The sequence below is a fragment of the Streptomyces marokkonensis genome (genome assembly GCF_039539045.1).
Classification (GTDB): domain Bacteria; phylum Actinomycetota; class Actinomycetes; order Streptomycetales; family Streptomycetaceae; genus Streptomyces; species Streptomyces marokkonensis.
Map to the genome: position 1 here is coordinate 1 of NZ_BAABCQ010000119.1, position 25199 is coordinate 25199.

Below are 25199 nucleotides of genomic sequence, written 5' to 3' on the forward strand. Positions count from 1 at the left end.
CCTCACCGTCGCCGATCCCGCCGGGGCCGGAGCCGGTGCCCAACCCGGAACCGGGTCCGCCACTCACCTGAGCCATCGCCCCGCCGCCACCCGTCACCCGCCACGTACGACTACGCGGTGACCTCGGACCGGTCCCCGCCCCACAGCGTGTGGAACGCACCGTCCCGGTCGGTCCGCCGGTACGTGTGCGCCCCGAAGAAATCCCGCTGCCCCTGCGTCAGCGCGGCCGGCAGCCGCTCCGCGCGCAGGGCGTCGTAGTAGGCGAGGGCCGCGGCGAAGCCGGGCGTCGGCACGCCCTGACGGGTCGCGGCGACGAGGACCTCGCGCCAGTCGTCCTGGGCGTCGGCGATCTCCTGCGCGAACGTCTCGTCCGACAGCAGGCTCGGCAGGTCCGGCCGGGCGTCGTACGCGGCGCGGATGCGGTCGAGGAAGGCCGCGCGGATGATGCAGCCGCCGCGCCACAGTGCGGAGACCGCGCCCAGGTCGATGTCCCAGTCGTACTCCTCGCTGCCCGCCGCGATCTCGTGGAAGCCCTGCGTGTACGACACGATCTTCGACGCGTACAGTGCCTGCTCCACCCGGTCGGCGAAGGCAGCCGCCTCCGCCTCGCCCAGCGGAGACGCCTTCGGACCCGCCAGGCCGCGCGAGGCGTCCCGCAGGGCCGCGTGCCCGGACAGCGAGCGGGCGAAGACCGCCTCCGCGATGCCGGACACCGGAACGCCCAGGTCCAGCGCGATCTGCACCGTCCAGCGGCCCGTGCCCTTCTGCTCCGCCTGGTCGACCACCACGTCCACGAACGGCTTGCCCGTCGCCCCGTCCACGTGCGACAGCACCTCCGCCGTGATCTCGATCAGGTACGAGTCCAGGCGGCCGGTGTTCCAGGTGCGGAAGATGTCCGCGATCTGTGCGGGGGAGTACCCGGCGACATCGCGCAGCAGCTGGTACGCCTCGCCGATCAGTTGCATGTCGGCGTACTCGATGCCGTTGTGCACCATCTTCACGAAGTGCCCGGCGCCGTCGGGACCGACGTGCGTCACGCAGGGCGCTCCGTCCGCCGCCTTCGCGGAGATCTTCTCCAGCATGGGGCCGAGCGATTCGTACGACTCCTTCGAGCCGCCCGGCATGATGCTCGGGCCGTTGAGCGCGCCCTCCTCGCCGCCCGAGATGCCGGTGCCGACGAAGTGGATGCCCTGCTCACGCAGTTCGCGTTCCCGGCGCCGGGTGTCCGCGAAATGGGCGTTGCCACCGTCGATGATCATGTCACCGGGCTCCAGGAGCGGGGCGAACTCCTGGATCACCGCGTCGGTCGGGTCGCCGGCCTTCACCATGATCACCAGGCGCCGCGGCCGTTCCAGCGCCGCCACGAACTCCTTGGCGGTCTCGGCCACGACGAAATCGCCCTCGCTCCCGAACTCCTCCACCAGCGCGTGGGTGCGGGACGCGGTCCGGTTGTGCACCGCGACCGTGTAGCCGTTGCGGGCGAAGTTACGGGCGAGGTTGCGGCCCATGACCGCGAGACCCGTGACGCCGATCTGCGCTGTAGCACTCATTGGGTTGGCTCCTAGTGACCTTGGTGTCAGTGGTGTCTGTGGTGCCCTGTGTCTGTGGTGCCGGTCCTGCCCGCCAGTATGGCCGGTTTCGGTGCTCGACCATCCTGACGTGCCCGTACGCCGGTCGCACTTCCCGGTCCGGCGGACTCCGGTACGCACGGGAGAGGACCGCTGCATCAGCGGGCGAAAGCCGCATCCGGCCAACAGGTACCCCTTCTTGGCCACTTGGCGTGACCAACCGGCCGATTGCCGTCTTGCCATGGCCTGTTAGCAGCGCTTACTTTTGCCCCTCCTGACGCATGTCGAGGGGGATATCCATGGCCGTACGCGGTCGGCACCGCCGGTATCAGCCGAACAGGATCAACCGAGCCTCACTGACCGTCACCGCGGGCGGCGCGGGACTGGCGCTCCCGCTCATGGGTACCGGCACGGCGCACGCGGCCGACGTGGAGACCTGGGACAAGGTCGCGGCCTGCGAGTCCACCAACGACTGGGACATCAACACGGGCAACGGCTACTACGGCGGGTTGCAGTTCACCCAGTCCACCTGGGAGGCGTTCGGTGGCACCGAATACGCCCCGCGGGCGGATCTGGCCACCAAGGACCAGCAGATCGCCGTCGCCGAGAAGGTACTCGACGGGCAGGGCCCCGGCGCCTGGCCGGTGTGCTCCGAGCGGGCCGGGCTGAGCCGGGGCGGTGACACGCCCGACATCCGGCCGGCCGGGGACGCGGGCACCGGGAAGGACGCGCAGAAGCCCGCCAAGAAGGGCGCCGGGAAGCCCGCCAAGAAGGCCGTCGAGAAGGCCGACTCGGTGAAGGACGTCCAGCCCCAGACCACCCCGCAGTCCCGGGTCGGCAAGGGCAAGACGTACACGGTGATCACCGGCGACACCCTCTCGGGCATCGCGGACACCCGGGAGGTGCGGGGCGGCTGGCAGGGGCTGTACGAGGCCAACCGCGACGCGATCGGAACGGACCCCGACCTGATCGTGCCGGGCCAGCGCCTGGCACTGCGCGGCGAAGGAGCTGCTGCGGCATCCCGTTCCGAGTCGAGGACGGCCGAGAAGCCCAGGACGTCCGCGAAGCCCGAGGCGAAGGCGAAGGCGGCCGAGCAGGCGCCCGCCAAGCCGCGGCAGGAGCAGCCGAAGAGGTCGTCGAACTCCGACAGCGGCAAGGACAGGGCGGAGAAGGCGAAGAAGGCGGCCAAGACGGACAGCGTCGTCGCCCCCGTCGACGCGTCCACCGGCACGCCGTACCACCAGGCGGGTTCCTCCTGGTCCAAGGGCTACCACACCGGCGTCGACTTCCCTGTCGCCACCGGCACCTCGGTCAAGTCGGTCGCGGCGGGCCAGGTCGTCAGCGCGGGCTGGGGCGGCTCCTACGGCTATCAGGTGGTCGTCCGGCACGCCGACGGCCGCTACTCCCAGTACGCCCATCTCTCGGCGATCTCCGTGAAGGACGGACAGTCGGTGGGCGCGGGCCAGCGCATCGGCCGCTCGGGCTCCACCGGCAACAGCACGGGCCCGCATCTGCACTTCGAGGTGCGGACAGGGCCCGGCTTCGGTTCCGATGTCGACCCGGTGGCGTATCTGCGGGCCGGCGGGGTCAGGATCTGATCCGCACCCGGCGCCGGCCGAGAACGCGCGGCGGGACGAAGGGAGCACCGCAGAAGGGGCCGTAGGAGAGCGGGCCGTCGGAGCGCGGGCCGTCGGAGAGCCGCGTGTCGCCGCTCTCCGACGGCTCCCGGGTCTCGTACGTCTCCTCGTCGGGAGCCGGGTCCGGGAGCGGTGGTGACACGGGGGAGGGCAGGAAGACCTTGTCGGTCGGCGAAGTGACCCGCTGCTCGTGCTCTTCCCGCGCCAGCACGTTCTCGACCGACGATGACGACGACGCCGACGCCGTTCCCGCTCCGATCGTCCCGGCTTCGGGCGCCGTCGCTTCGAACGTCCCCGCTCCGGCCGCCGACGGAAGGGGCTCCTGGCCGGCGGACGCCACGGCCTCCTCGTCGGCCTCGGCCGCCTCCCGCGCGATCCGTTCCGTGGTCAGCAGGATCAGTCCGCCCGCGGTCACCACGCCGCAGCCCAGGGCGAGCGCGGTGCCGGTCGTGCCGTAGCGGAAGGTTTCGCCGAACATCGTGATGCCGACCACGGCGGCCACCACCGGGTTCACCACCGTGAGTGTGGCCAGCGGCGCCGCGAGGCCGGCGCCCCGGTAGGAGGCCTGGGAGAGCAGCATGCCGGCCGTGGCGAGTACGCCGATCACGGCCAGGGACGGCAGGTCGGCGGCCGACACGCCCCCGGACCAGTCCACCGCGACCGTCTTGGTGAAGACGGAGGACATGCCGAAGGCTATGCCGGACGCGGTCGCCAGCAGGATGCTGCGCACCGCCGGGTGCCGGTGCACGGCCCGGCCGGCGACCATGAGCGCCACGACCACACCACCGGTGACGACGGCCGCCCCGACCCGCTGCCCCGAGTTCAGCGACTGCGCGTCGGAAGCGCCGACCAGGGACAGCAGACCCGCGAGACCGACCGTCGCCATGAGCGCGCCCCGCCAGGCCGTCGCGCCGGCCTTGCGGCCCACGAACAGCGCCGCCATGGGCAGGGCGAACACTATGGTGAGTGCGCCCAGCGGCTGCACCAGGCTCAGCGGACCGAGGGCGAGGGCCACGACGTGCAGCAGGCCACCGAGGCCGTTGAGTCCGACCGCCGCCCACCAGCCGGGCCGGCGCAGCGGAGCGTACTGAGCACCAGGGGAGGACGCCGCGACCTGCTCCTGCACGATCGCCCCGCCCGCGTACGCCACGGCGGAGACGAGCGACAGCAGCACGGAAAACGCGAGGGCGCTCATCGGCTGCTCCTCTGCGTGGGACGGGAGCCCTGGGCCCGGCGCGGCGAACGGTCGTCTTCCATGGACAACACGATGCCTTCTCAGGGTCTTCCCGTCGTCGTCCCTGAGCACTCATTGGGTCCTACTGCCGATGGAGTACGAGGGCGGCGCCGTCCTCCCCAGGGTGGGCGACTCCAGTACCGGGTCCCCGACCCGTGCCCCTGAGGGCCGGCCTTGATACTACTGATCTCCGTGGACCTCGACCCCGGCCTTGCCGCACTACGCCCGCTGGGCGGCTTCTCCATCCTGCACGTGTCCACGTCCACGTCCACGTCCACGCACGCGTCGCGGTCGTCCCTGCGGCTCCCCACCCTCGCGCAGGCGTACGCCCGAGGATGCGGAGACGCTACGCCGGACGTTCACGTACAGGTGGGGGAGGACCCACTTGCCTTCCGCGTCCAGAAGGTCGCCGCCGCACTCCGCGCCCCCGAGACCCGCGTCGCGGCCTCCGTGGCCCACCAAGGGCTCGCGGCCCGCCTGTGGTCAGTGACGCTGGGGTGCGCCGCCCTCTACGGCGGCGTTCCCGATCTCGCCCCGGCCCTGCTGCGCTGGGACCCAGACGCCGGCGCCCCCGACGACCTGTGGCTGGCCGAGGTGCGCCCCCTGCCGGGTGACGTCGCCACGATCGCGGAGGTCGTGCTCCATGGCCACCTGGCCCCCTGGCGGCGGCCCTGCACGCCCGCCACCGCGTCGCGACCGGCCTGTTGTGGGGGAACGCGGCCTCCGCGCTGGCCGGCGCCGGCCGCGAACTGGACGGCTGGGCCCGCCGCCACGGCCGTGGGGACACCGCCGCCCGCGCCCGCTCCCTGACCGCCGGCCTGCTCGCCCACCCTCTCCTCACCGGAACCGGCACCCTCACCGGCACCGCCTTCAGGCGCCGCAGCTGTTGTCTGTACTACCGGGTGCCCGGCGCAGGGGTCTGCGGCGACTGCTGCTTCTCCCGGCCGCCAGGGTCTGCCCGGCCGCCGGAGTCTGCTGAGCGCCCGCCGGAGTCTGCCGAGCCGCCGGAGTCCGACCGGTCGGTGCCGTGACGGGGCGGATGACGGCCCCGGGGCGTGCGGTACCCGCGACGCGTCCGGGGTTGTTGTCATGTCCCTGGACGCCAAACGGAATCCGTGTTGTCATGCCACTGCGCATCCGCTGTTACATCGATGTACGTCATCGATGTGTGCCATGCGTGAGAAATGCGCGACATCGATGTCCGAACCCTGAGCCATCAGCCACCACCCGTTTCCGAGGAGAGGGTCAGTGCGCACCAAACGACTCAGAGACCGACTCGCGTTACTGCTCGCCGCCGCCCTCGGCGTCGCCGGCCTCGCCGCCGTGCCGAACGCGAGCGCGGCCGACGACGGCGCCGCGGAGATCCACGGCCTGAAGGGCGAGTACTACACCCAGTCCGCCCCCGGAGCCTTCGACTTCCACGAACTCAAGGCCACCGGCTTCGACCCGCAGCTCGACTTCGACACCCTGGAGCCGCGGCTGAACTTCGCCACCGGGCAGTCGGACGACGTCAGCGTCCGCTGGACCGGCAAGCTGGTGCCCGAGAAGACCGGCGCCCACACCTTCTCGGTCATCGGCGACAACGGCTTCCGCCTCTGGATCGGCGGGCAACTCGCCATCGACCACTGGGTCGACGACTGGGACCGCGAACAGACCGCCCGACCCGTCGAGCTGACCGCCGGTCAGTCCTACGACATCAAGCTGGAGTACTTCGAGCACTACGGAGGCTCCAACCTCCACCTGCGCTGGACCGAGCCCGGCGGCAGCAAGGAGCCCGTCCCGCAGTCGGCGTTCCGCCTGCCCGACGGCTTCGACTACGACGGCGCGACGGCGACCACCGTCCAGGCCACCGGCCGCACCCTCAAGCTCGACTTCCCGCGCCCGCTCGCCGCGGCCCCGGCCGGCCTCGACGACCACCTCGAAGCGGTGATCGGCGGAGCCAAGTGGCCCCTGGGCGAGGCGAAGGTCGACCCGGCCGACCCCACCGCCCTCCTCGTCGCCCTCGACCAGCCGGTCGTCGGCAACAAGGACGGCGACGCCCCCGGCACCGCCGACGTCCGCTACGACGGGGAAGGCGGCCTCACCGACGCCGGAGGCAACGTTGTCAAGGCCTTCTGGAGCAGCGGCGACAACCACTCCACGTACGAACTGCGCACCGACTGGGCCGACGAGGTGGGCCCGGACAACGCCCTCCCGGAGTACCCGCGTCCGCAGCTGACACGTGACGCCTGGCGCAACCTCAACGGCCGCTGGCAGTTCGCCGCCGCCGAGGCGGGCGAGCAGCCGCCGGTGGGCAAGAACCTGAAGGAGCGCATCCTCGTCCCGTACCCGGTGGAGTCACAGCTCTCCGGCATCCAGCGGCACGAGGACCGCATGTGGTACCGCCGCACCTTCACGGTTCCGGCGAACTGGCACATCGGCCACGGACAGCGGCTGAAGCTCAACTTCGGCGCCGTCGACTGGCAGTCCGAGGTGTACGTCAACGGCACCAGGGTCGCCGAGCACAAGGGCGGCTACGACAAGTTCAGTGCCGACGTCACCGACGCGCTGAAGCCGGGCCGCACCCAGGAGCTGATCGTCGGCGTCTACGACCCGACCGACGCGCGGGGCGGCGAGAACCCTCCGGTCGGCAAGCAGAGCCTGGACCCGAGCGGCATCTGGTACACGCCCAGCTCCGGCATCTGGCAGACGGTATGGATGGAACCGGTCGCCCGGGACCACGTCGACTCCCTGAAGCTGACCCCGTCCATCGACGCGCAAGCGGGCACCCTGACCGTCGAGCCGAAGGGCGTGCGCGACGGCGTACGGATCAGGGCGACGGCGTACGAGGGGCACCGCAGGGTCGCCACGGTGAGCGGACGCACCGGCGAGCCGCTGACCCTGAAGATCCACGACCCTCGCCTGTGGTCACCCGACGACCCGTTCCTGTACGACCTCAAGGTGACCGTCGGACGGGACCACGTCGAGAGCTACTTCGGGATGCGCTCCATCGCCGTCGAGAAGGTGAACGGCGTGCCGCGCACGATCCTCAACGGGGAACCGGTCTTCATGATGGCCACCCTCGACCAGGGCTTCTGGCCGGACGGCCTGCACACCGCCCCGACCGACGAGGCCCTCGCGTACGACCTGAAGCTGCACAAGAAGCTCGGCTTCAACTCCGTGCGCAAGCACATCAAGGTCGAGCCCGACCGCTGGTTCTACTGGGCCGACAAGCTGGGCCTGATGGTGTGGCAGGACATGCCCTCCATGACCCCGGGGGTGAACCCGGACGCCGCCTCCCGGGCCGGGTTCGAGCGTGAGATGAAGGAGATGATCGACGAACACGTCAGCCACCCGTCGATCATCATGTGGGTCACCTTCAACGAGGGCTGGGGGCAGTACGACATCAAGCGCGTCGCCGAGCAGGCCAAGGCCTGGGACCCGACCCGCCTCGTCAACAACCAGTCGGGCCTGAACCTCGGGGCCGACGGAGGCGCCGGCGACCTCATGGACGAGCACGGCTACCCGAGCCCCGCCCTGCCGCCCTCCCCGGACGGCGAACGCGCCCTGGTCACCGGCGAGTACGGCGGACTCGGTCTCGCGGTGCCCGGACACGCCTGGTCCGTGCAGCAGTCGTACGTCGACGTCGACCCCCAGACGTACACCGACGACTACCTCACCAAGCTCGACGAGGTGCGCGCCCTGGTGTGCCGGGGCAGCAACGGCGCCGTGTACACCCAGATCTCGGACGTCGAGGGCGAGCTGAACGGCCTGACGACCTACGACCGCAAGGTCCTCAAGCCGGACGTCGAGCGGGTGAAGGCCGCCCACGAGGCCCTGATCCACGACGCCTCCCAGCCCACTCCCGCAGGGTGTCCGACAGCCTGACGTCCGCGTGCGTGCCCGCATCTGACGTCCGCGTGCGCGCCCGTACCTGACACCCGGCGCCCGCGCCCGCGTGTGGCCGGGGTGGTGACAGCGTCCGCCGCTGCTCACCGCCCCGGCGGCGCGGGCCGCACGGCCGGCCGGGACCTCACCGACGGGTGAACCGTTCCCAGCCGGTGCGCCGGAACCGGTCCCGACGTCAGCGAGACACGGTCGGCCCGCAGCCGTCCGGGTGGGGAACCACGGCACAGGCGGCACCGCCGCCGCTGACGTGAGCACAGGCGCCCCATGAGTCCCTGGAGTCCCACCCCTCTCGCAGCAGCGGGACTTTAATCTGCTGTTAACTGTGCGTAGCTTGATCGTACTTGACCGTAATCGGCGGGGGACGGTTGACTGCTTGTTCATCCGTCGTCCGTGCGTCGTCCTTGCGAGGCAAGCCCTTGACTCCCGATCCGCTCGCTCCCCTCGACCTGGCGTTCTGGAACATCGAGTCCGCCGAGCACCCCATGCACCTCGGCGCGGTCGGGGTCTTCGAGGCCGACTCGCCAACGGCCGGTGCCCACGCGGCGGACCTGCTCGCCGCCCGCGCTCCCGCGGTGCCCGGACTGCGGATGCGGATCCGGGACACCTGGCAGCCGCCGCTCGCCCTGCGGCGGCCGTTCGCGTTCGGCGGCGCGACCCGCGAGCCCGACCCCGGCTTCGACCCGCTCGACCACATCAGGCTGCACGCCCCGACGACGGACTTCCACGCCCGGGCGGGCCGCCTCATGGAACGCCCGCTGGAGCGCGGCCGGCCACCCTGGGAGGCCCATGTGCTGCCGGGCGCGGACGGCGGCTCCTTCGCCGTGCTGTTCAAGTTCCACCATGCCCTGGCCGACGGCCTGCGGGCCCTGACCCTCGCCGCGGGGATCCTCGACCCGATGGACCTGCCCGCGCCCAGGCCACGCCCCGAGGAGCCCCCGCGCGGCCTCCTGCCGGACGTGCGAGGTCTCCTGCCGGACGTGCGCGGACTGCCCCGGCGGGTGCGCGGCGCCCTGTCCGACGCGGGACGCGCCCTCGACATCGGCGCCGCCGCGGCCCTGTCCACCCTCGACGTGCGCTCCTCGGCCGCGCTCACCGCGGCGTCCTCCGGCACCCGTCGCACCGCGGGCGTCGCCATCGACCTCGACGACGTGCACCGGGTGCGCAAGACCGTCGGCGGCACCGTCAACGACGTCCTGATCGCGGTCGTCGCCGGCGCCCTGCGCCGCTGGCTGGACGAGCGCGGCGACGGCAGTGAGGGCGTCGCGCCGCGCGCCCTGATCCCCGTCGCCAAGCGCCGCCCCCGCGCCGCCCACCCACAGGGAAACCGGCTCTCCGGCTACCTGATACGGCTTCCGGTCGGCGACCCCGACCCCTTGTCCCGCCTCGACGCGGTCCGCACCGCCATGGACCGCAACAAGGACGCGGGGCCGGGACGGGGAGCCGGTGCCGTCGCCCTGCTCGCCGACCACGTGCCCGCACTCGGTCACCGGCTCGGCGGGCCACTGGTCGGGCAGGCGGCCCGGCTCTGGTTCGACATCCTGGTCACCAGCGTGCCCCTGCCCAGCCTCGGTCTGCGGCTCGCGGGCCACCCGCTCACCGAGGTCTACCCGCTGGCGCCGCTGGCCCGCGGCCACTCCCTGGCGGTGGCCGTCTCGACGTACCGCGGACGGGTCCACTACGGCCTGGTCGCCGACGCGAAGGCGGTGCCGGACCTCGACCGGTTGGCCCTGGCCCTGTCCGAGGAGGTGGAGACATTGCTCACCGCCTGCGGTCCCTGAGGCGCACGGGTTTGGCTCCGTGCCCCGGCGCCGAATAAAATCCGCTGTTCGAAAGCGGACGCGTCTCGAGCGCCGCGACGTGACCAGGGAACGGCAGCGGCGATGACGGTGACACAGGACGGTTCGGCGACCACGGACGAGGTGGTGTACGAGTCCGGGGACGAGGCGACGGCGTACGCGTCCGGTGACGAGGCGGCGTACGGCCCCGGTATCGACCCGGAGCGGCTCGCCGTCTGCCTGAGCGTGCTGGAGGAACTCGACGGGATCGACCTCGACCACCCGGACGCGATCCGGGTCCGCCGGGCCACCTCGCACATCTACCGGATGGTCAAGCAGCGCCGCCGTCAGGAGCGCCGGGCCGCCAAGACCGCCCACGACAAGGCGGTGACCGAGGCCACCGCCACCGGTTCCGCCGAGCGCATCGACGACGAGACCGAAGGCATCCTGCCCTCCTCCCGCACCGAGGAGGGCACCATCGCGGGGATACTCCAGCGCCCCCGCTCCTGCTACATCTGCAAGCAGCGGTACACCGAGGTCGACTACTTCTACCACCAGCTCTGCCAGAGCTGCGCCGCCGAGAACCGCGCCCGCCGCGACGCCCGCGCCGACCTCACCGGCAAGCGCGCGCTGCTCACCGGCGGCCGGGCCAAGATCGGCATGTACATCGCGCTGAGGCTGCTGCGCGACGGCGCGCACACCACGATCACGACCCGCTTCCCCAAGGACGCCATCCGTCGCTTCAAGGCGATGGACGACTCGGGGGAGTGGATCCACCGCCTGGAGGTCGTCGGCATCGACCTGCGCGACCCGGCCCAGGCCGTGGCCCTGGCCGAGCGGGTCACCGAGCAGGGCCCGCTCGACATCCTGATCAACAACGCCACCCAGACCGTGCGCCGCCTGCCCTCCGCCTACGCCGCGCTCGTCGAGGGCGAGAGCGCCCCGCTGCCGGCCGGTGAACTGCCCGCGCACCAGGTCATCGGCGCCTTCAACTCCGGTGCCGTGGACGGGCTGGCGGCGCTGCCCGTCGGCGCGTCGGGACTCGACGCGCAGCAGGTGGCCGACCTCGCCCTGGTCGCCGGCAACGCCAGTGTGGTCCGGCACCGCGAGGGCACCGCCATCGACGCGGGCGGCCTGGTCCCCGACGTCGTCGACAGCAACACCTGGGTCCAGACCATCGAGCAGATCTCCCCGGTGGAACTGCTCGAGACCCAGCTGTGCAACTACACGTCCCCGTTCATCCTCATCAGCGCGCTGCGGCCGGCGATGGCCGAGGCCGCGCGCAAGGCGACCGCGGGACGCGCCTACGTCGTCAACGTCTCCGCCATGGAGGGCGTGTTCGCCCGTGGCTACAAGGGCGCGGGCCACCCGAACACCAACGCGGCCAAGGCCGCCATGAACATGGTGACGCGGACCAGCGCCCAGGAGATGTTCGACACCGACGCCATCCTCATGACCTCGGTCGACACCGGCTGGATCACCGACGAGCGTCCTCATTACGACAAGCTGCGCCTGGCCGAGGCCGGTTTCCACGCCCCGCTCGACCTGGTCGACGGCGCCGCCCGCGTCTACGACCCGATCGTGCGAGGCGAGGCGGGCGAGGACCTGTACGGCGTCTTCCTCAAGGACTACGCACCCGGCAAGTGGTGACGGACCCACCGGGGCCTACGGCGATGGGCCGGGCCGGCGGTGGTCGGGCAGGCGGGCTGGTCGGCGGTGGGCCGGGCCCACGGCGGCTCACTCGACGGCGCCCAGCCGCGAGTTCCGCGCCGCCGTCAGCTCCAGTACCGTGCGCCAGTCCTCCAGGACCCCGGCGTCGAAGACGGTGGTGCGAGCCTCCTCGTCGGCCTGGCGCAGGCTGACCAGATCGTCGTCGTGGGCCCAGGCGTCCGGATGGGCGTGCCGGCGCAGCAGGCGGGCGACGCGCGAACCGAGCAGCGGCCGCACCACGTCCGCGGTCCGGCCGGCATGGCTGCCGGGCCACAGCAGCCGGCCCACGGGCGACACCAGGCCGGCCACCTGGAGTTCCTTGTCGGCGGGGCGACGCCGGCGCAGCAGCGCGGCGGTCCGCAGCGCGTGCCCGTGCAGGTCCGCGGACCCGCTGCCGTGCTCCGCGGCGGACCGTTCGCCCCGGCAGGCGTACAGCAGGTCCATCAGCTCCTCGACGCTGCGCAGTTCCATGCCTCGGTCCTCCCACGAGACAGCCGTTGCCGACCAGCAGGAGACCATGACGAGCTTGCGCCGCAGCCAACGGCAATTTAACTGTGCGTCCCGTCGCCGCCGACATTCGAATGCGTGGTCGGCGATGTGGGCTGAACGGGTGAGTCGCGCGCAGTGCACAAGCGGGCGAAACCGGCTGGAACAGGGTCAACTGTACGCGGAGCGAAAGGCAATGGTTCCCCCATGTTTTGAGCCCCATAGAGCGCACCCCCGCTCATTTGGTTAATCTGAGGCAGACGGACGGCCGCACAGGGCACTACCCACGCCCAAGGTCCGTCATGGGACAAGCCGGTTCACAACGGCCTGTTCTCGCACGAGTTACCGGCGCCACCGCGTCCGAACTGCATTCGACTCACACCCGAGCGGGCGCCGGGTGCCGGACAGGAGACTGGCGGTACAGGCCCCGAGGGTGACCCGACACATAAGGAGTGCGCGGTGACACCGGAGACGACGAATCCAGAGCAACGCCCCAAGGAACGCACCGAGCGAGCGGGCCGCCGGCCCGGAGAGCTCGGCAGCCTCGACGTGTGGGCCAGGTCCGCCCCGATCCGCCTCGCGGGGTACGAGGAGGATCTCGCCGAGCCCCACATCCTGCCCAGCGTGGACTGACCCGCGGCGCCACCCGCGGGATCTGCCGGCTGCATGGGCGTGCGAGACTCACGCCCATGCTGATCAGGGAATCGACGGCCGACGACTGGCCGCACATCTGGCCCTTCTGGCACCGCATCGTGGCGGCAGGCGAGACCTACGCCTGGGACCCGGACACGTCCGAGCAGGACGCCCGGGCCCTGTGGATGAACCCCGCGAAACGCGTCTACGTCACCGAGGACGACACCGGCACCGTCGTCGCCTCCGCCTATGTCACTCCCAACTACGGCGGCCCCGCCGCCCGCATCGCCAACGCGGGATTCATGGTCGACCCCGACCGGGCCGGCCGCGGCACCGGCCGCGCCCTCGCCGAGCACGTCCTGGCCGCCGCCAGGGCGGACGGATACCGGGGCATGGTCTTCAACGCCGTAGTCGAGACCAACCCGGCCGTGAAGCTCTGGGCCTCCCTCGGCTTCACGATCCTGGGCACGGTGCCGGACGCCTTCGACCACCCGCGGCACGGGCGGATCGGCCTGCACATCATGCACCGGTCGCTGTAGGGACCTGTCAGTCCAGCGGTGCCGTCCGCCGCCAGGGACGCAGTGCCTCGATCCGCTCCGCCAGCTCCAGCAGCGCCGCCTCCACCCCCGGCGGCCCCGCCAGCTGTACGGCGCAGGGGGCGCCCGAGGGCAGAGTGCCGAACGGGACCACCAGTGCGGGCCAGCCGGTCAGGTTCCAGGGTGGGGTGAAGGGCGAGTACGCGGAGTTGGCCGCCATGTTGCGCAGCCAGCCCCGCTCGTGCCAGGGCCCCGCCTCGGGGGAGCGGCGGGCCAGTGCCGGGGTGAGCAGGACGTCGTACTCGCGGAAGAACGGCTCCAACCGCCCGCGGAGCCCCTCCCTGCCCTTGCCGGTCGCCACCGTGCGTACGAAACGCCGCCCGAGGGCCGCGTGCACCCGGGTCCGCCTCGCCAGCAGCCGCCGGTCCAGGTCCCGTGCGTCCACGGACGTACCGGCCGTCCAGTGGGCCAGGGCGGTCAGGCTCAGCGACGCCGGGTAGGGCGGGTCGGCCCGGCGCACCTGGTGTCCCGCCCTCATCAGCACCCCGGCGGCCTCGCGGACGGCCTCCGCGTAGGGACGGGAGACGGTGACCCCGGCCAGAGGGCTGCGCGGCGAGGCGGCGACGCGGAGGGTGCCGGTGTCCTCCCGGCGCGGCGGTTCACCGTCCGCGAGGTCGTCCGCGAGGACCGCGAGCATCAGGCGGGCGTCCTCGACCGTCGTGGCCAGCGGCCCGTTCTCGGACATGCCGAACCAGTCGCCGTCGCCGATCCCGGCCGGCACCACCCCGTGGCCCGGCTTGATGGTGACCAGGCCGCAGTTGGCCGCCGGTATGCGCAGCGAGCCCATGCCGTCGTTGCCGAGCGCGATCGGCACCATCCCGGCGGCGACCGCGGCCGCGCTGCCGCCGGAGGAGCCGCCCGCGGTGCGGGCCGGGTCCCACGGATTGCGGGCGGTGCCGTGCACGCCCTCGGTGGTGCCGAACACGCACAGCTCGGGTACGTTCGTCAGTCCCACCACCACCGCGCCGGCCGCCCGCAGCCGGGCCACGGTGACGTGGTCCTGACCGGCGGGCGTGTCCGGCGTCGCGGCCGAGCCGTTGCGCGCGGACTCGCCGCGCACCGCGAGATTGTCCTTGACCGCCACCGGCACGCCGGCCAGCGGCAGTTCGCCCAGATCACCCCGGGCGCCCACCTCCTCCGCCTCGGCGATCGCCGCCTCGGCGCGCACCACGCGGAAGGCGCCGACACGGCCGTCGAGCCGCTCGATACGGGCCAGATGCCCGGCCACCACCTCACGGGGCGTGGCCCGCTTCTCCCGTACGGCGGCGGCGATCTCTACGGCGGTGCGGCCGGCCCAGTCGGTCACGGAGGGCTCCTCGGGGTGGCGGTGGAACGGGATTACTGGCGAGTACGCAGGGAGCACTCTGCCCGCCCGGGCACCTCCGCGTCGAGAGCCCGAACCGGCCGACCCGCCCTGTGCCGGCCGACCCGACATGGCTGACGGCCGGTGTGAACGCGGTTGTCGAGCTGACGCACCGCACCGCACCGAAGCGGGCCCGCGCCGCACGGTTCGAAGTGCGCGCGGTGGGGGAGCTGTACACCACGCCGGCCCCCGCCACCGTGACCCACACCTGGTTGACAGCCCCCCGGGAGGCCCCCGCACTCCGCCCTCGTCCGCCCCCTCAACCACGGAGCACCCCGCATGCATGACGACCGCGACCTGGTCGAAGCCCGCCTCAAGCGCGTCCTCGACGAGCGCGTCCGCCCCGCCGTGTACCCCGAGTTCCTGCCGCTGGACGTCGCGGTGTGGAACGCCCCCGGCGAGCCCGTACCGGTGGCCGAGGGACTCGCGGCCGACCCCGAGCCCATCGAGGTGGGCGCCCGCTGGGGCGCTCCCTGGGGCACCAGCTGGTTCCGCGTCACCGGCACCGTGCCCGAGAAGTGGGCCGGGAAGACCGTGGAGACGATCCTCGATCTCGGCTTCGACGAGAACATACCCGGCTTCCAGTGCGAGGGCCTGGTCTACCGCCCCGACGGCACCCCGGTGAAGGGACTCAACCCCCGCAACCAGTGGGTGCGGATCGGCGCCCCCGCCGAGGGCGGCGAGGAGGTGCGCCTGCACGTCGAGGCCGCCTCCAACCCCGTCATCTTCGGCTCCCGTCCCTTCGTACCCACGCCGCTCGGCGACAAGGACACCGCCGGCAGCGAACCGCTGTACACCCTCGCACGCATGGACCTCGCCGTCCTCGACGAGGCGGTGTGGAACCTGGTGCTCGACCTGGAGGTGCTCGGCGAGCTGATGACGGAACTGCCGGCGGACTCGCAGCGCCGCTGGGAGATCTTGCGTGCGGTGGACAAGGCCCTGGACGCCATCGACCTCCAGGACGTCAACGGCACGGCGGAGCAGGCCCGCACCCGCCTCACCGGCGTGCTCTCCGCCCCCGCCGTCCCCTCGGCGCACCGGATCAGCGCCGTCGGCCACGCGCACATCGACTCGGCGTGGCTGTGGCCGCTGCGTGAGACCGTGCGCAAGGTGGCCCGTACGACCGCCAACATGACCGCGCTCCTGGAGGACGAGCCGGACTTCGTCTTCGCCATGTCGCAGGCCCAGCAGTGGGCATGGGTACGCGACCACCGGCCCGAGGTGTGGGCCCGGGTGAAGAAGGCCGTGGCGGACGGCCGGTTCGTGCCGGCCGGCGGAATGTGGGTGGAGTCGGACACCAACATGCCCGGCTCGGAGGCGATGGCCCGGCAGTTCGTGCACGGCAAGCGGTTCTTCCTCGACGAGTTCGGTGTCGAGAACGACGAGGCATGGCTCCCGGACACCTTCGGCTTCGCGGCCGGACTGCCGCAGATCATCAAGGCGGCCGGCACCAAGTACTTGCTGACGCAGAAGATCTCCTGGTCGCAGACGAACAAGTTCCCGCACAACACCTTCCGCTGGGAGGGAATCGACGGCACCCGGATCTTCACCCACTTCCCGCCCGTCGACACCTACAACTGCTCGATGAAGGGCAGTGAGATCGCGCACGCCGCACGCAACTTCAAGGACAAGGGCGTCGCCCGGCACTCCCTCGCCCCGACCGGCTGGGGCGACGGCGGCGGCGGCACCACCCGCGAGATGATCGCCAAGGCGGCCCGGCTGCGCGACCTGGAGGGCTCGGCGACCGTCATCTGGGAGACCCCGGGAGCCTTCTTCGAGAAGGCCGAGGCGGAGAACCCGCGGCCGCCCGTCTGGGTCGGCGAGCTCTACCTCGAACTCCACCGCGCCACCCTCACCAGCCAGGCCAGGACGAAGCAGGGCAACCGCCGCAGCGAACACCTGCTGCGCGAGGCCGAACTGTGGGCGGCCACGGCCGCCGTGCGCGCCGGGTTCCCCTACCCGTACGACGACCTGGACCGCCTCTGGAAGACGGTCCTGCTGCACCAGTTCCACGACATCCTGCCCGGCTCCTCCATCGCCTGGGTGCACCGCGAGGCACGCGCGACCTACGACCGGGTCGCCGACGAGCTGAACGGGATCATCGACGCCGCGCAGCGCGCGCTGGCCGGCGAGGGCGACACCCCGCTGGTCTTCAACTCCGCCCCGCACGCGCGGGCAGGAGTCCCGGCGGGCGCAGCCGCCGCGCCCGCCACCGGGGGCCGCACCGGCCTCACCGCCCGCCCCGGCGGCGGCCACGTCCTGGACAACGGTCTGCTGCGCGTCGAGATCGACGGCCGGGGGCTGGTCGTGTCGGCGTACGACATCGCCGCCGACCGCGAGACCATCGCACCGGGCGCGGCCGGCAACCTGCTCCAGCTCCACCCCGACCTCCCGAACAAGTGGGACGCCTGGGACGTCGACGAGTTCTACCGCAACACGGTCACCGACCTCACCGGCGCCGACGAGGTCGTCCCCGGCGACGACGGCGCCTCGGTGCGGGTCGTCCGCACCTTCGGCTCCTCCCGCGTCACCCAGCTCCTGACGCTGGCGCCGGGGGAGCGCGGGCTGGAAGTGGACACCGAGGTCGACTGGCACGAGACGGAGAAGTTCCTCAAGCTCGCCTTCCCGCTCGACGTGCACGCCGAACGGTACGCGTCCGAGACCCAGTTCGGGCACTTCCACCGGTCCACGCACACCAACACCAGCTGGGAGGCGGCCAAGTTCGAGGCCTGCAACCACCGCTTCCTCCACTTGGAGGAGCCCGGCTGGGGTGTGGCCGTCGTCAACGACTCGACGTACGGCCACGACGTCACCCGCACGGTCCGTACCGGCGGCGACGCCGGTACGACCACCACGGTCCGGGTGTCCCTGCTGCGCGCCCCGCGCTTCCCCGACCCCGAGACCGACCAGGGCGTGCACCGGTTCCGGCACGCGCTGGTGCCGGGCGCGGGCATCGGCGACGCCGTGCGCGAGGGCTGGCGGATCAACCTGCCCGAGCGGCGGGTCACCGGCGCCGGGGAGGTCGCGCCGCTGGTGTCGGCCGACCGGGACGCGGTCGTGGTCACCGCCGTCAAGCTCGCCGACGACGGCAGCGGCGACGTCGTCGTCCGCTTCCACGAGGCCCACGGCGGCCGGGTCCGGGCCACCCTCACGGCCGGCTTCCAGGTCGCCGGCGTGATGGTCACCGACCTGCTGGAGCGGCCGCTCGCCGATGAGGAGACCGCGGTCGAGACCGACGGCGAGCGGATCACCGTACGACTGCGCCCGTTCCAGCTGATGACCCTGCGGCTGACGCGCGCGTAGCGCCCGCACGGGCCCGGTTCATCCGTGAACCGGGCCCGTCCGCCCGTGCGGCTACGACTTCTCCGGCACCTCCGCCAGCCGCGTCGGCGGCAGGAACTCCCGCACATACGTCCGCTCCCAGCACGCGCCCGTCTCCCGCAGCTCGCGCCACGTCGTGTACCGGTAGCGGAACAGTCGGGCGCGGACGAAGCGCGGCGGCGCGTCGGGCGGGAACGGGGAGCGGCGCAGCAGTCCCAGCGTCGCCCGGTCGTTCTCCAGCAGCCGTTCCACGAGGGTGCCGAACCACGAGCCGGCGTACGAGGGCGACAGCGCGGCGAACCACATCAGCCAGTCCAGCCGGAGGTGGTACGGCGCGAACTGGCGCGGCCAGCGACGTGGATCCCCGGGCTTGCCCCTGAACTCGTACTCCCGCCAGTCCCCGTCCTCGCGGGCCACCTCGTCGGCGGTCCCCTCGATCACCACTTCGTGGCGGACCCGGCTGACGCTCCCGAAGGCGCCGTAGGTGTTGACCAGGTGGAGCGAGTCGAAGGAGCGGTTCATCACCTGGCCGCGGGAGATCATGTTGCGGACCGGCCGGTGGCTCAGGAACACCAGCAGCGCCGCCACCGCGAGGACCACCACCTCGTACCACAGCGGCGCGGCGGCCACGGACGGCGGATCGGCCGGGAACCGGACCGCCGGCAGGGCGAGCACGATGGTGATCCAGTTCAGCCAGGCGAAGTTGCCCGACAGCACCAGCCACAGCTGGGTCACGATCATCAGCGCCGCGGCGGCCGTCGCGAGGGGCTGCGGGGTGAAGAGCAGGAAGGGCACCAAGAGCTGTGTGACGTGGTTCGCGGCCACCTCGACGCGGTGCAGGGGGCGGGGGAGGTGGTGGAAGAACCAACTCAGCGGGCCCGGCATCGGCTGGGTCTCGTGGTGGTGGTCCAGGCAGGTCAGCTTCCGCCAGCACTCGTCACCCCGCATCTTGATCAGCCCCGCCCCGAACTCGACCCGGAACAGCAGCCAGCGCAGCAGGAACAGGACGACGACCGGCGGCGCCACCTCGTCGTTGCCGAGGAACACGGCGACGAAGCCGGTCTCCAGCAGCAGCGACTCCCACCCGAACGAGTACCAGGTCTGCCCGACGTTGACGATGGACAGATACAGCACCCACGGCACCAGCCACAGCAGCATCGCGCCCCACAGCGGCAGCAGCGAGTCCAGCCCCGCCACCAACGCCGCCGACACGGCGCAGCCCGCCCACGCCACGACCGCGAAGAGGCGGTCCGAGTAGCGCAGCTGGAACAGGCTCGGCGCCCGCTTGAACGGCACCCGCTCGACGAACCGGGGCACGGGCGTCAGACCGCGTTCGCCCATCAGCGCACGGAACTGCAGGGCCGCCGTCAGGAACGCGACCAGGTACACGACGGCCAGGGCCCGCTGGAAGACCAGCCGGCTCAGCCAGTAGTCGGGTGCGGTGAACCACTCCACGGCCGCGCTCCTCTCGTACGATTACGCCCGGTGTACCCCGGTCGGCCGGAGGTTCCCCGGAGGCGGCGCCGGGGCGGCGGACCAGGAGTCGAAGAATCGGACAAATCCTGGCAAGGTGGGGCCCATGGCTGATCGGGGAGCGAGTGTCCCGCCACTCCCGGACGACTGGCCCGCTCACCCGGACCCCATCCTGGCGCTCCACCGCATGGGCAGCTTCGACTGGGACCTGGACACGGGACTGTTCCACATGGACGCCCAGGCCTACGAGGTGTTCGATCTGCGCCCCGAGGAGTACGACGGGCGCCCCGAGTCGTTGTCCCTGCGCGTTCCCGCGGTGGAGGGCAGGCGCCTGGACGCCCTGGTCGCCCAGGCCATGAAGGACGGCAGCGAGAACTACGGCACCTACTTCCGGCTGCGCACCCGCGCCGGCACCCTGCGCTGGACCCGTACCCAGGGCTACATCCGCCGCGACGAGACCGGCCGCCCCCGCCGGATCATCGGCATCGTCCGCGACGCGACCCAGGAGGTCGCCGACATCGAGGCCCGCCGCGAGCAGGCCGCGCAGGACGAGGCCCGTCGCAGACTCACCAACGTCGTCCAGCTCGCCACGGCCGCACTCGCGCACGCCCGTACGGTGGACGACGTCATCGAGGTCCTGCGGGACACCCACGGCCTCACCCGGCTCGGTGCCACCAGCCTCGTGATGGGCCTGGTCGAGGCCGGCCGCATCCGGCTGGTCGCCGACGGCCCCGACGACAGCTTCGTCCCCGGCACCCGCGTCACCCGGATCGACGAGCCGTACCCGATGAGCGAGGCGGTACGGACCCTCAGCCCCCGCTTCATCGAGTCGCCGGAGGACTTCGCGCGGCGCTATCCCCTCCTGTGGGAGAGCATCACCCACCTGAACATCACCGCGGCGGCCTACCTGCCGCTGATCGCCCAGGCCCGGCCGATCGGCGCGATCGGGCTGCTCTACAGCGACCGGCACGGCTTCTCCGCGGAGGACCGCAACGTACTCGTCGCGCTCGGCAGCGGCATCGCGCAGAGCCTCCAGCGGGCCATGCTCTACGAGCAGGAGATGGACCTCGCCGCGGGCCTGCAGCAGGCCATGCTGCCGCGCACCATCCCCAGCGTGCCCGGCTGCGACGTCGCCGTCCGCTACCGCGCGGCCACCATCGGCGGCGCCCTCGGCCGGGACATCGGCGGCGACTGGTACGACGTGATCCCACTGCCCGGCGGACGCGTCGGCGCCGTCATCGGCGACGTCCAGGGCCACGACACGCACGCCGCGGCCGTCATGGGCCAGCTCCGCATCGTGCTGCGCGCCTACGCGGCCGAGGGCCACCCCCCGGCCACCGTGATGGCACGGGCCTCCGTCTTCCTCCACGAACTCGACACAGACCGCTTCGCCACCTGCCTGTACGCGGAGGCGGACCTGGCCACCGGGGTGGTCCTGGTGGTCCGTGCCGGCCACATCGACCCCCTGCTGCGGTACGGCGACGGCTCCTGCCGCCGGGTCCCCGTCGAGGGCGGGCTGCCGCTCGGCCTGTCCGCCGTGTTCGGGCGCCTCGCCTACCCGGTCGCCACCGTCGAGCTGGACCCGGGCAACACCCTGCTGCTGTGCACCGACGGGCTGGTCGAGCAGCCCGGCGCCGACCTCGACGAGGGGATACAGGTTCTCACGGCGCTGGTCGCCTCCGGCCCGCAGGACGTTCGTGACCTGGCCGACCGGCTCATCGACGTGGCCGACGAGCGCCGCGGTGACGACGACGTGGCCCTTCTCCTGCTGCGCCGCCACGGGGTGGGCGCGCCCCGGACCTTCGGCCGGCTCCAGCAGCACGTCTCCCCGGGCGACCCCGAGGCCCTCACCGAAGCCCGGCACATGATCCGCGCCGCGGTCCGGTCCTGGGGTGCCAGGAACCAGAGCGACGAGATCGAACTGGTCGCCGACGAACTGGTGACCAACGCCCTCATGCACACCGAGGGCTCTGCCATCGTCACCCTGCGGCTGCTCACCGGCACCGACCGCCGGCTGCGGGTCGAGGTCGAGGACACCTCCAGCGCCCTGCCGCGCCGCCGCGAGGCCGGCGACTCCGGTGTCTCCGGACGGGGTCTGCTCCTGGTCGAGGCGCTCGCCGACGTGTGGGGTGTGGAGGCGCGCGGCGGCGGCAAGTGCGTGTGGTCCGAGTTCGTGGTGTCCCACCCGGCGGGCTGAACTCCGCCGCCCCGGGACCGGCCCGGCCGGCCGGGCCGGTCCCGGGGCGGCACGGAGACACTCGGGGCATGGCCGGTTCCCGGTGGCACGGACGTAGCCGGTGGTGGCTGCCGGCCGGTTCCCGGTGGCATGGTCGGTCCCCGGTGGCACCCTGGACATATGCCCGAACTGCCCGAGGTCGAGGCGCTCAGGGACTTCCTGACCGGGCACCTCGCCGGCCGCGAGATCGTCCGTGTGCTGCCCGTGGCGATCAGCGTCCTGAAGACGTACGACCCTCCGCTCACCGCCCTGGAGGGCCGCCAGGTGGCCGCCGTGCACCGCCACGGCAAGTTCCTCGACGTGGAGACCGCGGGCGGCCCGCACCTGGTGACCCATCTGGCCCGCGCGGGCTGGCTGCACTGGAAGGACCCCCTCCCCGGCGGCCTCCCCCGCCCCGGCAAGGGCCCCCTGGCACTGCGCGTCGCCCTGGAGACCGGCGCGGGCTTCGACCTGACGGAGGCGGGCACCCAGAAGCGGCTCGCCGTGTACGTCGTGTCCGACCCGAGGGAGGTACCGGGCGTGGCCCGGCTCGGCCCCGACCCGCTCGCCGACGACTTCGACGAGGCGCGCTTCGCCGCCCTCCTGGACGGCGAACGGCGACAGCTCAAGGGCGCCCTGCGCGACCAGAGCCTCCTCGCGGGCGTGGGGAACGCGTACAGCGACGAGATCCTGCACGCCGCGAGGATGTCCCCCTTCAAACTGGCCGCGTCGCTCACCGACGAGGAGACCGCACGGCTGTACGCGGCCCTGCGTACGACGCTCACCGAGGCGATCGAGCGCTCCCGGGGCATGGCGGCCGGTCGGCTGAAGGCCGAGAAGAAGAGCGGGCTGCGCGTGCACGGCCGCACCGGCGAGCCCTGCCCGGTGTGCGGCGACACCGTGCGGGAGGTCGCCTTCAGCGACTCCTCGCTCCAGTACTGCCCGACCTGCCAGACCGGCGGCAGGCCGCTGGCGGACCGGAGGCTGTCCCGGCTGCTCAAGTAACGGTCGTCGGACCGCTCTCACGCGGCGGTCGCACGGTCATCCGGCGGGAAGGGTCACCAGACGCTCCCCCTGGGAGGTCCGTACCTCGTACCGGACGATCTGCCCGGGGCGCAGGGCTGCCCCGCCGTGCAGGGTGCTCGGCCGAGCGTGGTGCCCGGGGACGTTCCAGCTGGTGATCGTCTGCTCGGTGCCGTCACGGCCGACCGCGATCAACCGGCAGGAGCGCGGGCCCGCCCGGTCCCTGACCTTCAGCTCCACGCCGGTGCCCCAGGCCTGGCCCTCGGCCGTGAGCTGCGCCCACACCCCGGACCGCTCGCCGGTCGCGGTGAGCCGCCCCGTGGTGTCCGCCCGGCTCGCGTGGACCACGACGCCGGGACCGGCCACGGCGCACACGAGGGCCGCGGCCACGGCGTACAGCACCCGCCTGCGGCCGGCCCGGTGACGCGCCGCCACCTCGGACAGCAGCCGGTCGAGCAGCCGCGGGCCGGGCCTGGTCATGGGGTGGACGAGGCGGGGCGTCGCCTGCCGGTACAGCGTCAGCTGACGGGCGGCGGGGCCGAATTCGGTCACCCGCGCCGCGCACCGGGGGCATTCCACGAGGTGGTCCTCGAAGCGGAACGCGTCCGCCTCGTCCAGCACGCCGAGCGCGTAGGCGCCGACGTCACGATGCCTCTCCGGGGACCTCATGCCGATTCCTCGTGCCGTGGGGTGCGGGTGGGGTTACTCCGTGCTCCCACCCGTACGCACCGGACCGCCGAATCACTCAAGCCACGGACGGAATCGCGGCCAAGGGATTCGGAGCGGCCGAGCCCGTGGACTGGTCCGTCCTCGCAGAAGTTCGTGAACCGGCCCGGTTCCCGGGGAAACCGGCCCGGCCGGCTAGAAAAGGTGGATGGCCAGATGGCCGAGCGGCAGTCCCAGCTGCCAGGCCGGCGTCCACACCTTCGGTCCCTCGTCCTCTCCGGTCACCGGTGCCCCGCCGGGCACCGCGTTCAGGTCCGGGGCGAGCAGCTCGGTCTCCTCGAGCCAACGCCAGGCCGCCCGGGCCAGTTCCAGGTCCGGCGAGTGCCGGCCGGCGGCCACCGCGTCGGCCGTGGCCTCGGCCAGGCGCTCCCGGACCCACTCGTGCCACGGCTGGTCGTAGGCGGTCAGCGACAGCCAGGTCTCCATCCGGGTGATGACCCGGATGCCGCTGAGCTCGTCCTCGGTGTCGGACAGGAAGACGGTCAGCGCCAGGGCGTCGCGCCCGGCGCGGAACTCGAAGGACGTCGGCGGCATCAGGTCACCGGTCCGCAGCAGCTCGTCGGCGATGTACTCGGCGTACAACCACGCCATGGGGACGGTCAGTTCGCCCCCACCGGTGCCGTCCGTGCTCCCTCGACCTCTGTACAGCATCCCTTCCTGCCTTCCTCCGGTGCGTGCGCGTCGCCCGACCCGGGTCATGGGCCCCCGTCCGAACACGGATGAGGACAGCCGATTACCCAACCGGGGTCCAGGGCAAGGCGCTTTACGGAGGTTTGACCCTACGGTCGGTTTCACCGCAGGTCGGCGGCGTATCCCGGTAGCACCCTGCGCAGGGCGCGCAGCGCGTAGTACGCGCGGGACTTCACGGTACCGGGAGGGATGCCCAGGGCTGTCGCCGCTTCCGCCACACTCGCCCCCTGGAAGTACACCAGCACCAGGACTTCACGGTGCTCCGGAGTGAGTGTCTTCACAGCCTTGCGCACATCCAGGGCCGCGGCGGCCCGTTCGGCGTGATCGGCACAGACCCGCGCGTTCTCCAGTACCGCGTCGCCGACCTCGGCGGGCCGCGCCTGCCGGGCCCGGCGCGCGTCGATCGCGAGGCGCCGGGCCACGGTGAGCAGCCAGGGCCGCACGGAGTCGAAGTCGTCGGCGCGCAGGGCCTCGGGGTGCTGCCAGGCGCGGACCAGGGTCTCCTGCACGAGGTCCTCGGCGCGTTGCCGGTCGCCGTCGCTGAGCCGCAGCAGCAACGCGAAGAGCGGCCGGCCGTGCTCGCGCTGCAGTGCGGCGAGCTCGTGCTCGGCGGTCGTCCCGTTCGTCCTGTCCATGAGGGTGATTCCGGCCGTCATGGCCGTATGGCACCGCAGGGCGCCGCCCGGGGACAGGGCGCACGCAGGGGTGTGCGACGGACGGTCGATCGGGTCGACGAACGGTTCGACGAACGGTCGGCGACCCCGTTCGAACGGTCGACGCATCCCGTCCGAGCGCAGGTGCGCCCCGTTCGCGTACGCCGGACGGGCCAATGGGCGTGTCGGAGCCGCCCGTGACGAGGTG

At 72.4% G+C, this 25199-nt stretch carries 17 protein-coding genes and 1 pseudogene; 10 read left to right on the forward strand and 8 right to left on the reverse strand.

Annotated elements, in window-relative coordinates:
• Positions 1-110: 110 nt before the first annotated feature.
• Positions 111-1550 carry an NADP-dependent phosphogluconate dehydrogenase gene (gene gndA / locus ABEA26_RS25075; RefSeq protein ID WP_345595606.1) on the reverse strand — a complete coding sequence of 480 codons (1440 nt, stop codon included), beginning with the start codon at positions 1548-1550 and terminating at the stop codon, positions 111-113.
• A gap of 317 nt (positions 1551-1867) precedes the next feature.
• Here gndA and ABEA26_RS25080 point away from each other — a divergent pair, with 317 nt between their 5' ends.
• Entirely contained in the window at positions 1868-3166 is a 1299-nt protein-coding gene (locus tag ABEA26_RS25080; RefSeq protein ID WP_345595607.1) for a transglycosylase family protein, read from the forward strand.
• On the opposite strand, the gene ABEA26_RS25085 is transcribed toward ABEA26_RS25080, so the two are convergent.
• Entirely contained in the window at positions 3156-4400 is a 1245-nt protein-coding gene (locus tag ABEA26_RS25085) for a DMT family transporter (protein WP_345595608.1), read from the reverse strand. The two genes, ABEA26_RS25080 and ABEA26_RS25085, sit on opposite strands and share 11 nt — an antisense overlap.
• A gap of 231 nt (positions 4401-4631) precedes the next feature.
• Here ABEA26_RS25085 and ABEA26_RS25090 point away from each other — a divergent pair.
• From ABEA26_RS25090 to ABEA26_RS25105, 4 genes and pseudogenes are all read left to right on the forward strand, one after another.
• Positions 4632-5470: pseudogene (locus tag ABEA26_RS25090) on the forward strand ((2Fe-2S)-binding protein).
• A 217-nt stretch (positions 5471-5687) separates the two neighbouring features.
• Entirely contained in the window at positions 5688-8306 is a 2619-nt protein-coding gene (locus ABEA26_RS25095) for a PA14 domain-containing protein (protein WP_345595609.1), read from the forward strand.
• Positions 8307-8743: 437 nt separating this feature from the next.
• On the forward strand, positions 8744-10105 hold the full coding sequence (locus tag ABEA26_RS25100) for a wax ester/triacylglycerol synthase family O-acyltransferase (protein WP_345595610.1): 1362 nt from the start codon (positions 8744-8746) through the stop codon (positions 10103-10105).
• Positions 10106-10207: 102 nt separating this feature from the next.
• Positions 10208-11752, forward strand: coding sequence for an SDR family NAD(P)-dependent oxidoreductase (locus ABEA26_RS25105; RefSeq protein ID WP_345595611.1), 1545 nt, complete (start codon positions 10208-10210; stop codon positions 11750-11752).
• Positions 11753-11839: 87 nt separating this feature from the next.
• Here ABEA26_RS25105 and ABEA26_RS25110 read toward each other — a convergent pair whose 3' ends face one another.
• Positions 11840-12283: a hypothetical protein gene (locus tag ABEA26_RS25110; RefSeq protein WP_345595612.1), complete on the reverse strand. Its 444-nt coding sequence runs from the start codon at positions 12281-12283 to the stop codon at positions 11840-11842.
• A 474-nt stretch (positions 12284-12757) separates the two neighbouring features.
• Between ABEA26_RS25110 and ABEA26_RS25115 the strand changes: the two genes are divergently transcribed.
• On the forward strand, positions 12758-12931 hold the full coding sequence (locus ABEA26_RS25115; RefSeq protein ID WP_345595613.1) for a hypothetical protein: 174 nt from the start codon (positions 12758-12760) through the stop codon (positions 12929-12931).
• 56 nt (positions 12932-12987) lie between these two features.
• The gene (locus tag ABEA26_RS25120) at positions 12988-13470 is read left to right on the forward strand and encodes a GNAT family N-acetyltransferase (protein ID WP_345595614.1); all 483 of its coding nucleotides are present in this window, start codon (positions 12988-12990) and stop codon (positions 13468-13470) included.
• 7 nt (positions 13471-13477) lie between these two features.
• Here ABEA26_RS25120 and ABEA26_RS25125 read toward each other — a convergent pair whose 3' ends face one another.
• On the reverse strand, positions 13478-14833 hold the full coding sequence (locus ABEA26_RS25125; protein ID WP_345595615.1) for an amidase: 1356 nt from the start codon (positions 14831-14833) through the stop codon (positions 13478-13480).
• Between the two features lie 336 nt (positions 14834-15169).
• On the opposite strand from ABEA26_RS25125, the gene ABEA26_RS25130 reads away from it, so the two are divergent.
• Complete coding sequence (locus ABEA26_RS25130; RefSeq protein WP_345595616.1) at positions 15170-18193, forward strand: alpha-mannosidase; 3024 nt, start codon at positions 15170-15172, stop codon at positions 18191-18193.
• 51 nt (positions 18194-18244) lie between these two features.
• On the opposite strand, the gene ABEA26_RS25135 is transcribed toward ABEA26_RS25130, so the two are convergent.
• On the reverse strand, positions 18245-19666 hold the full coding sequence (locus tag ABEA26_RS25135; protein WP_345595617.1) for a lipase maturation factor family protein: 1422 nt from the start codon (positions 19664-19666) through the stop codon (positions 18245-18247).
• Positions 19667-19790: 124 nt separating this feature from the next.
• Between ABEA26_RS25135 and ABEA26_RS25140 the strand changes: the two genes are divergently transcribed.
• Positions 19791-21881, forward strand: a complete 2091-nt coding sequence (locus ABEA26_RS25140) for a SpoIIE family protein phosphatase (protein ID WP_345595618.1) — start codon at positions 19791-19793, stop codon at positions 21879-21881.
• A gap of 159 nt (positions 21882-22040) precedes the next feature.
• On the forward strand, positions 22041-22904 hold the full coding sequence (locus tag ABEA26_RS25145) for an Fpg/Nei family DNA glycosylase (RefSeq protein ID WP_345595619.1): 864 nt from the start codon (positions 22041-22043) through the stop codon (positions 22902-22904).
• A gap of 36 nt (positions 22905-22940) precedes the next feature.
• Here the strand turns inward: ABEA26_RS25145 and ABEA26_RS25150 are convergent, their stop codons facing one another.
• The 3 genes from ABEA26_RS25150 to ABEA26_RS25160 form a co-directional block, all read right to left on the reverse strand.
• Positions 22941-23591 carry a zf-HC2 domain-containing protein gene (locus ABEA26_RS25150; protein ID WP_345595620.1) on the reverse strand — a complete coding sequence of 217 codons (651 nt, stop codon included), beginning with the start codon at positions 23589-23591 and terminating at the stop codon, positions 22941-22943.
• Between the two features lie 192 nt (positions 23592-23783).
• Complete coding sequence (locus ABEA26_RS25155; protein WP_345595621.1) at positions 23784-24299, reverse strand: hypothetical protein; 516 nt, start codon at positions 24297-24299, stop codon at positions 23784-23786.
• Between the two features lie 140 nt (positions 24300-24439).
• On the reverse strand, positions 24440-24994 hold the full coding sequence (locus ABEA26_RS25160) for a sigma-70 family RNA polymerase sigma factor (RefSeq protein ID WP_345595622.1): 555 nt from the start codon (positions 24992-24994) through the stop codon (positions 24440-24442).
• Positions 24995-25199 lie beyond the last annotated feature (205 nt).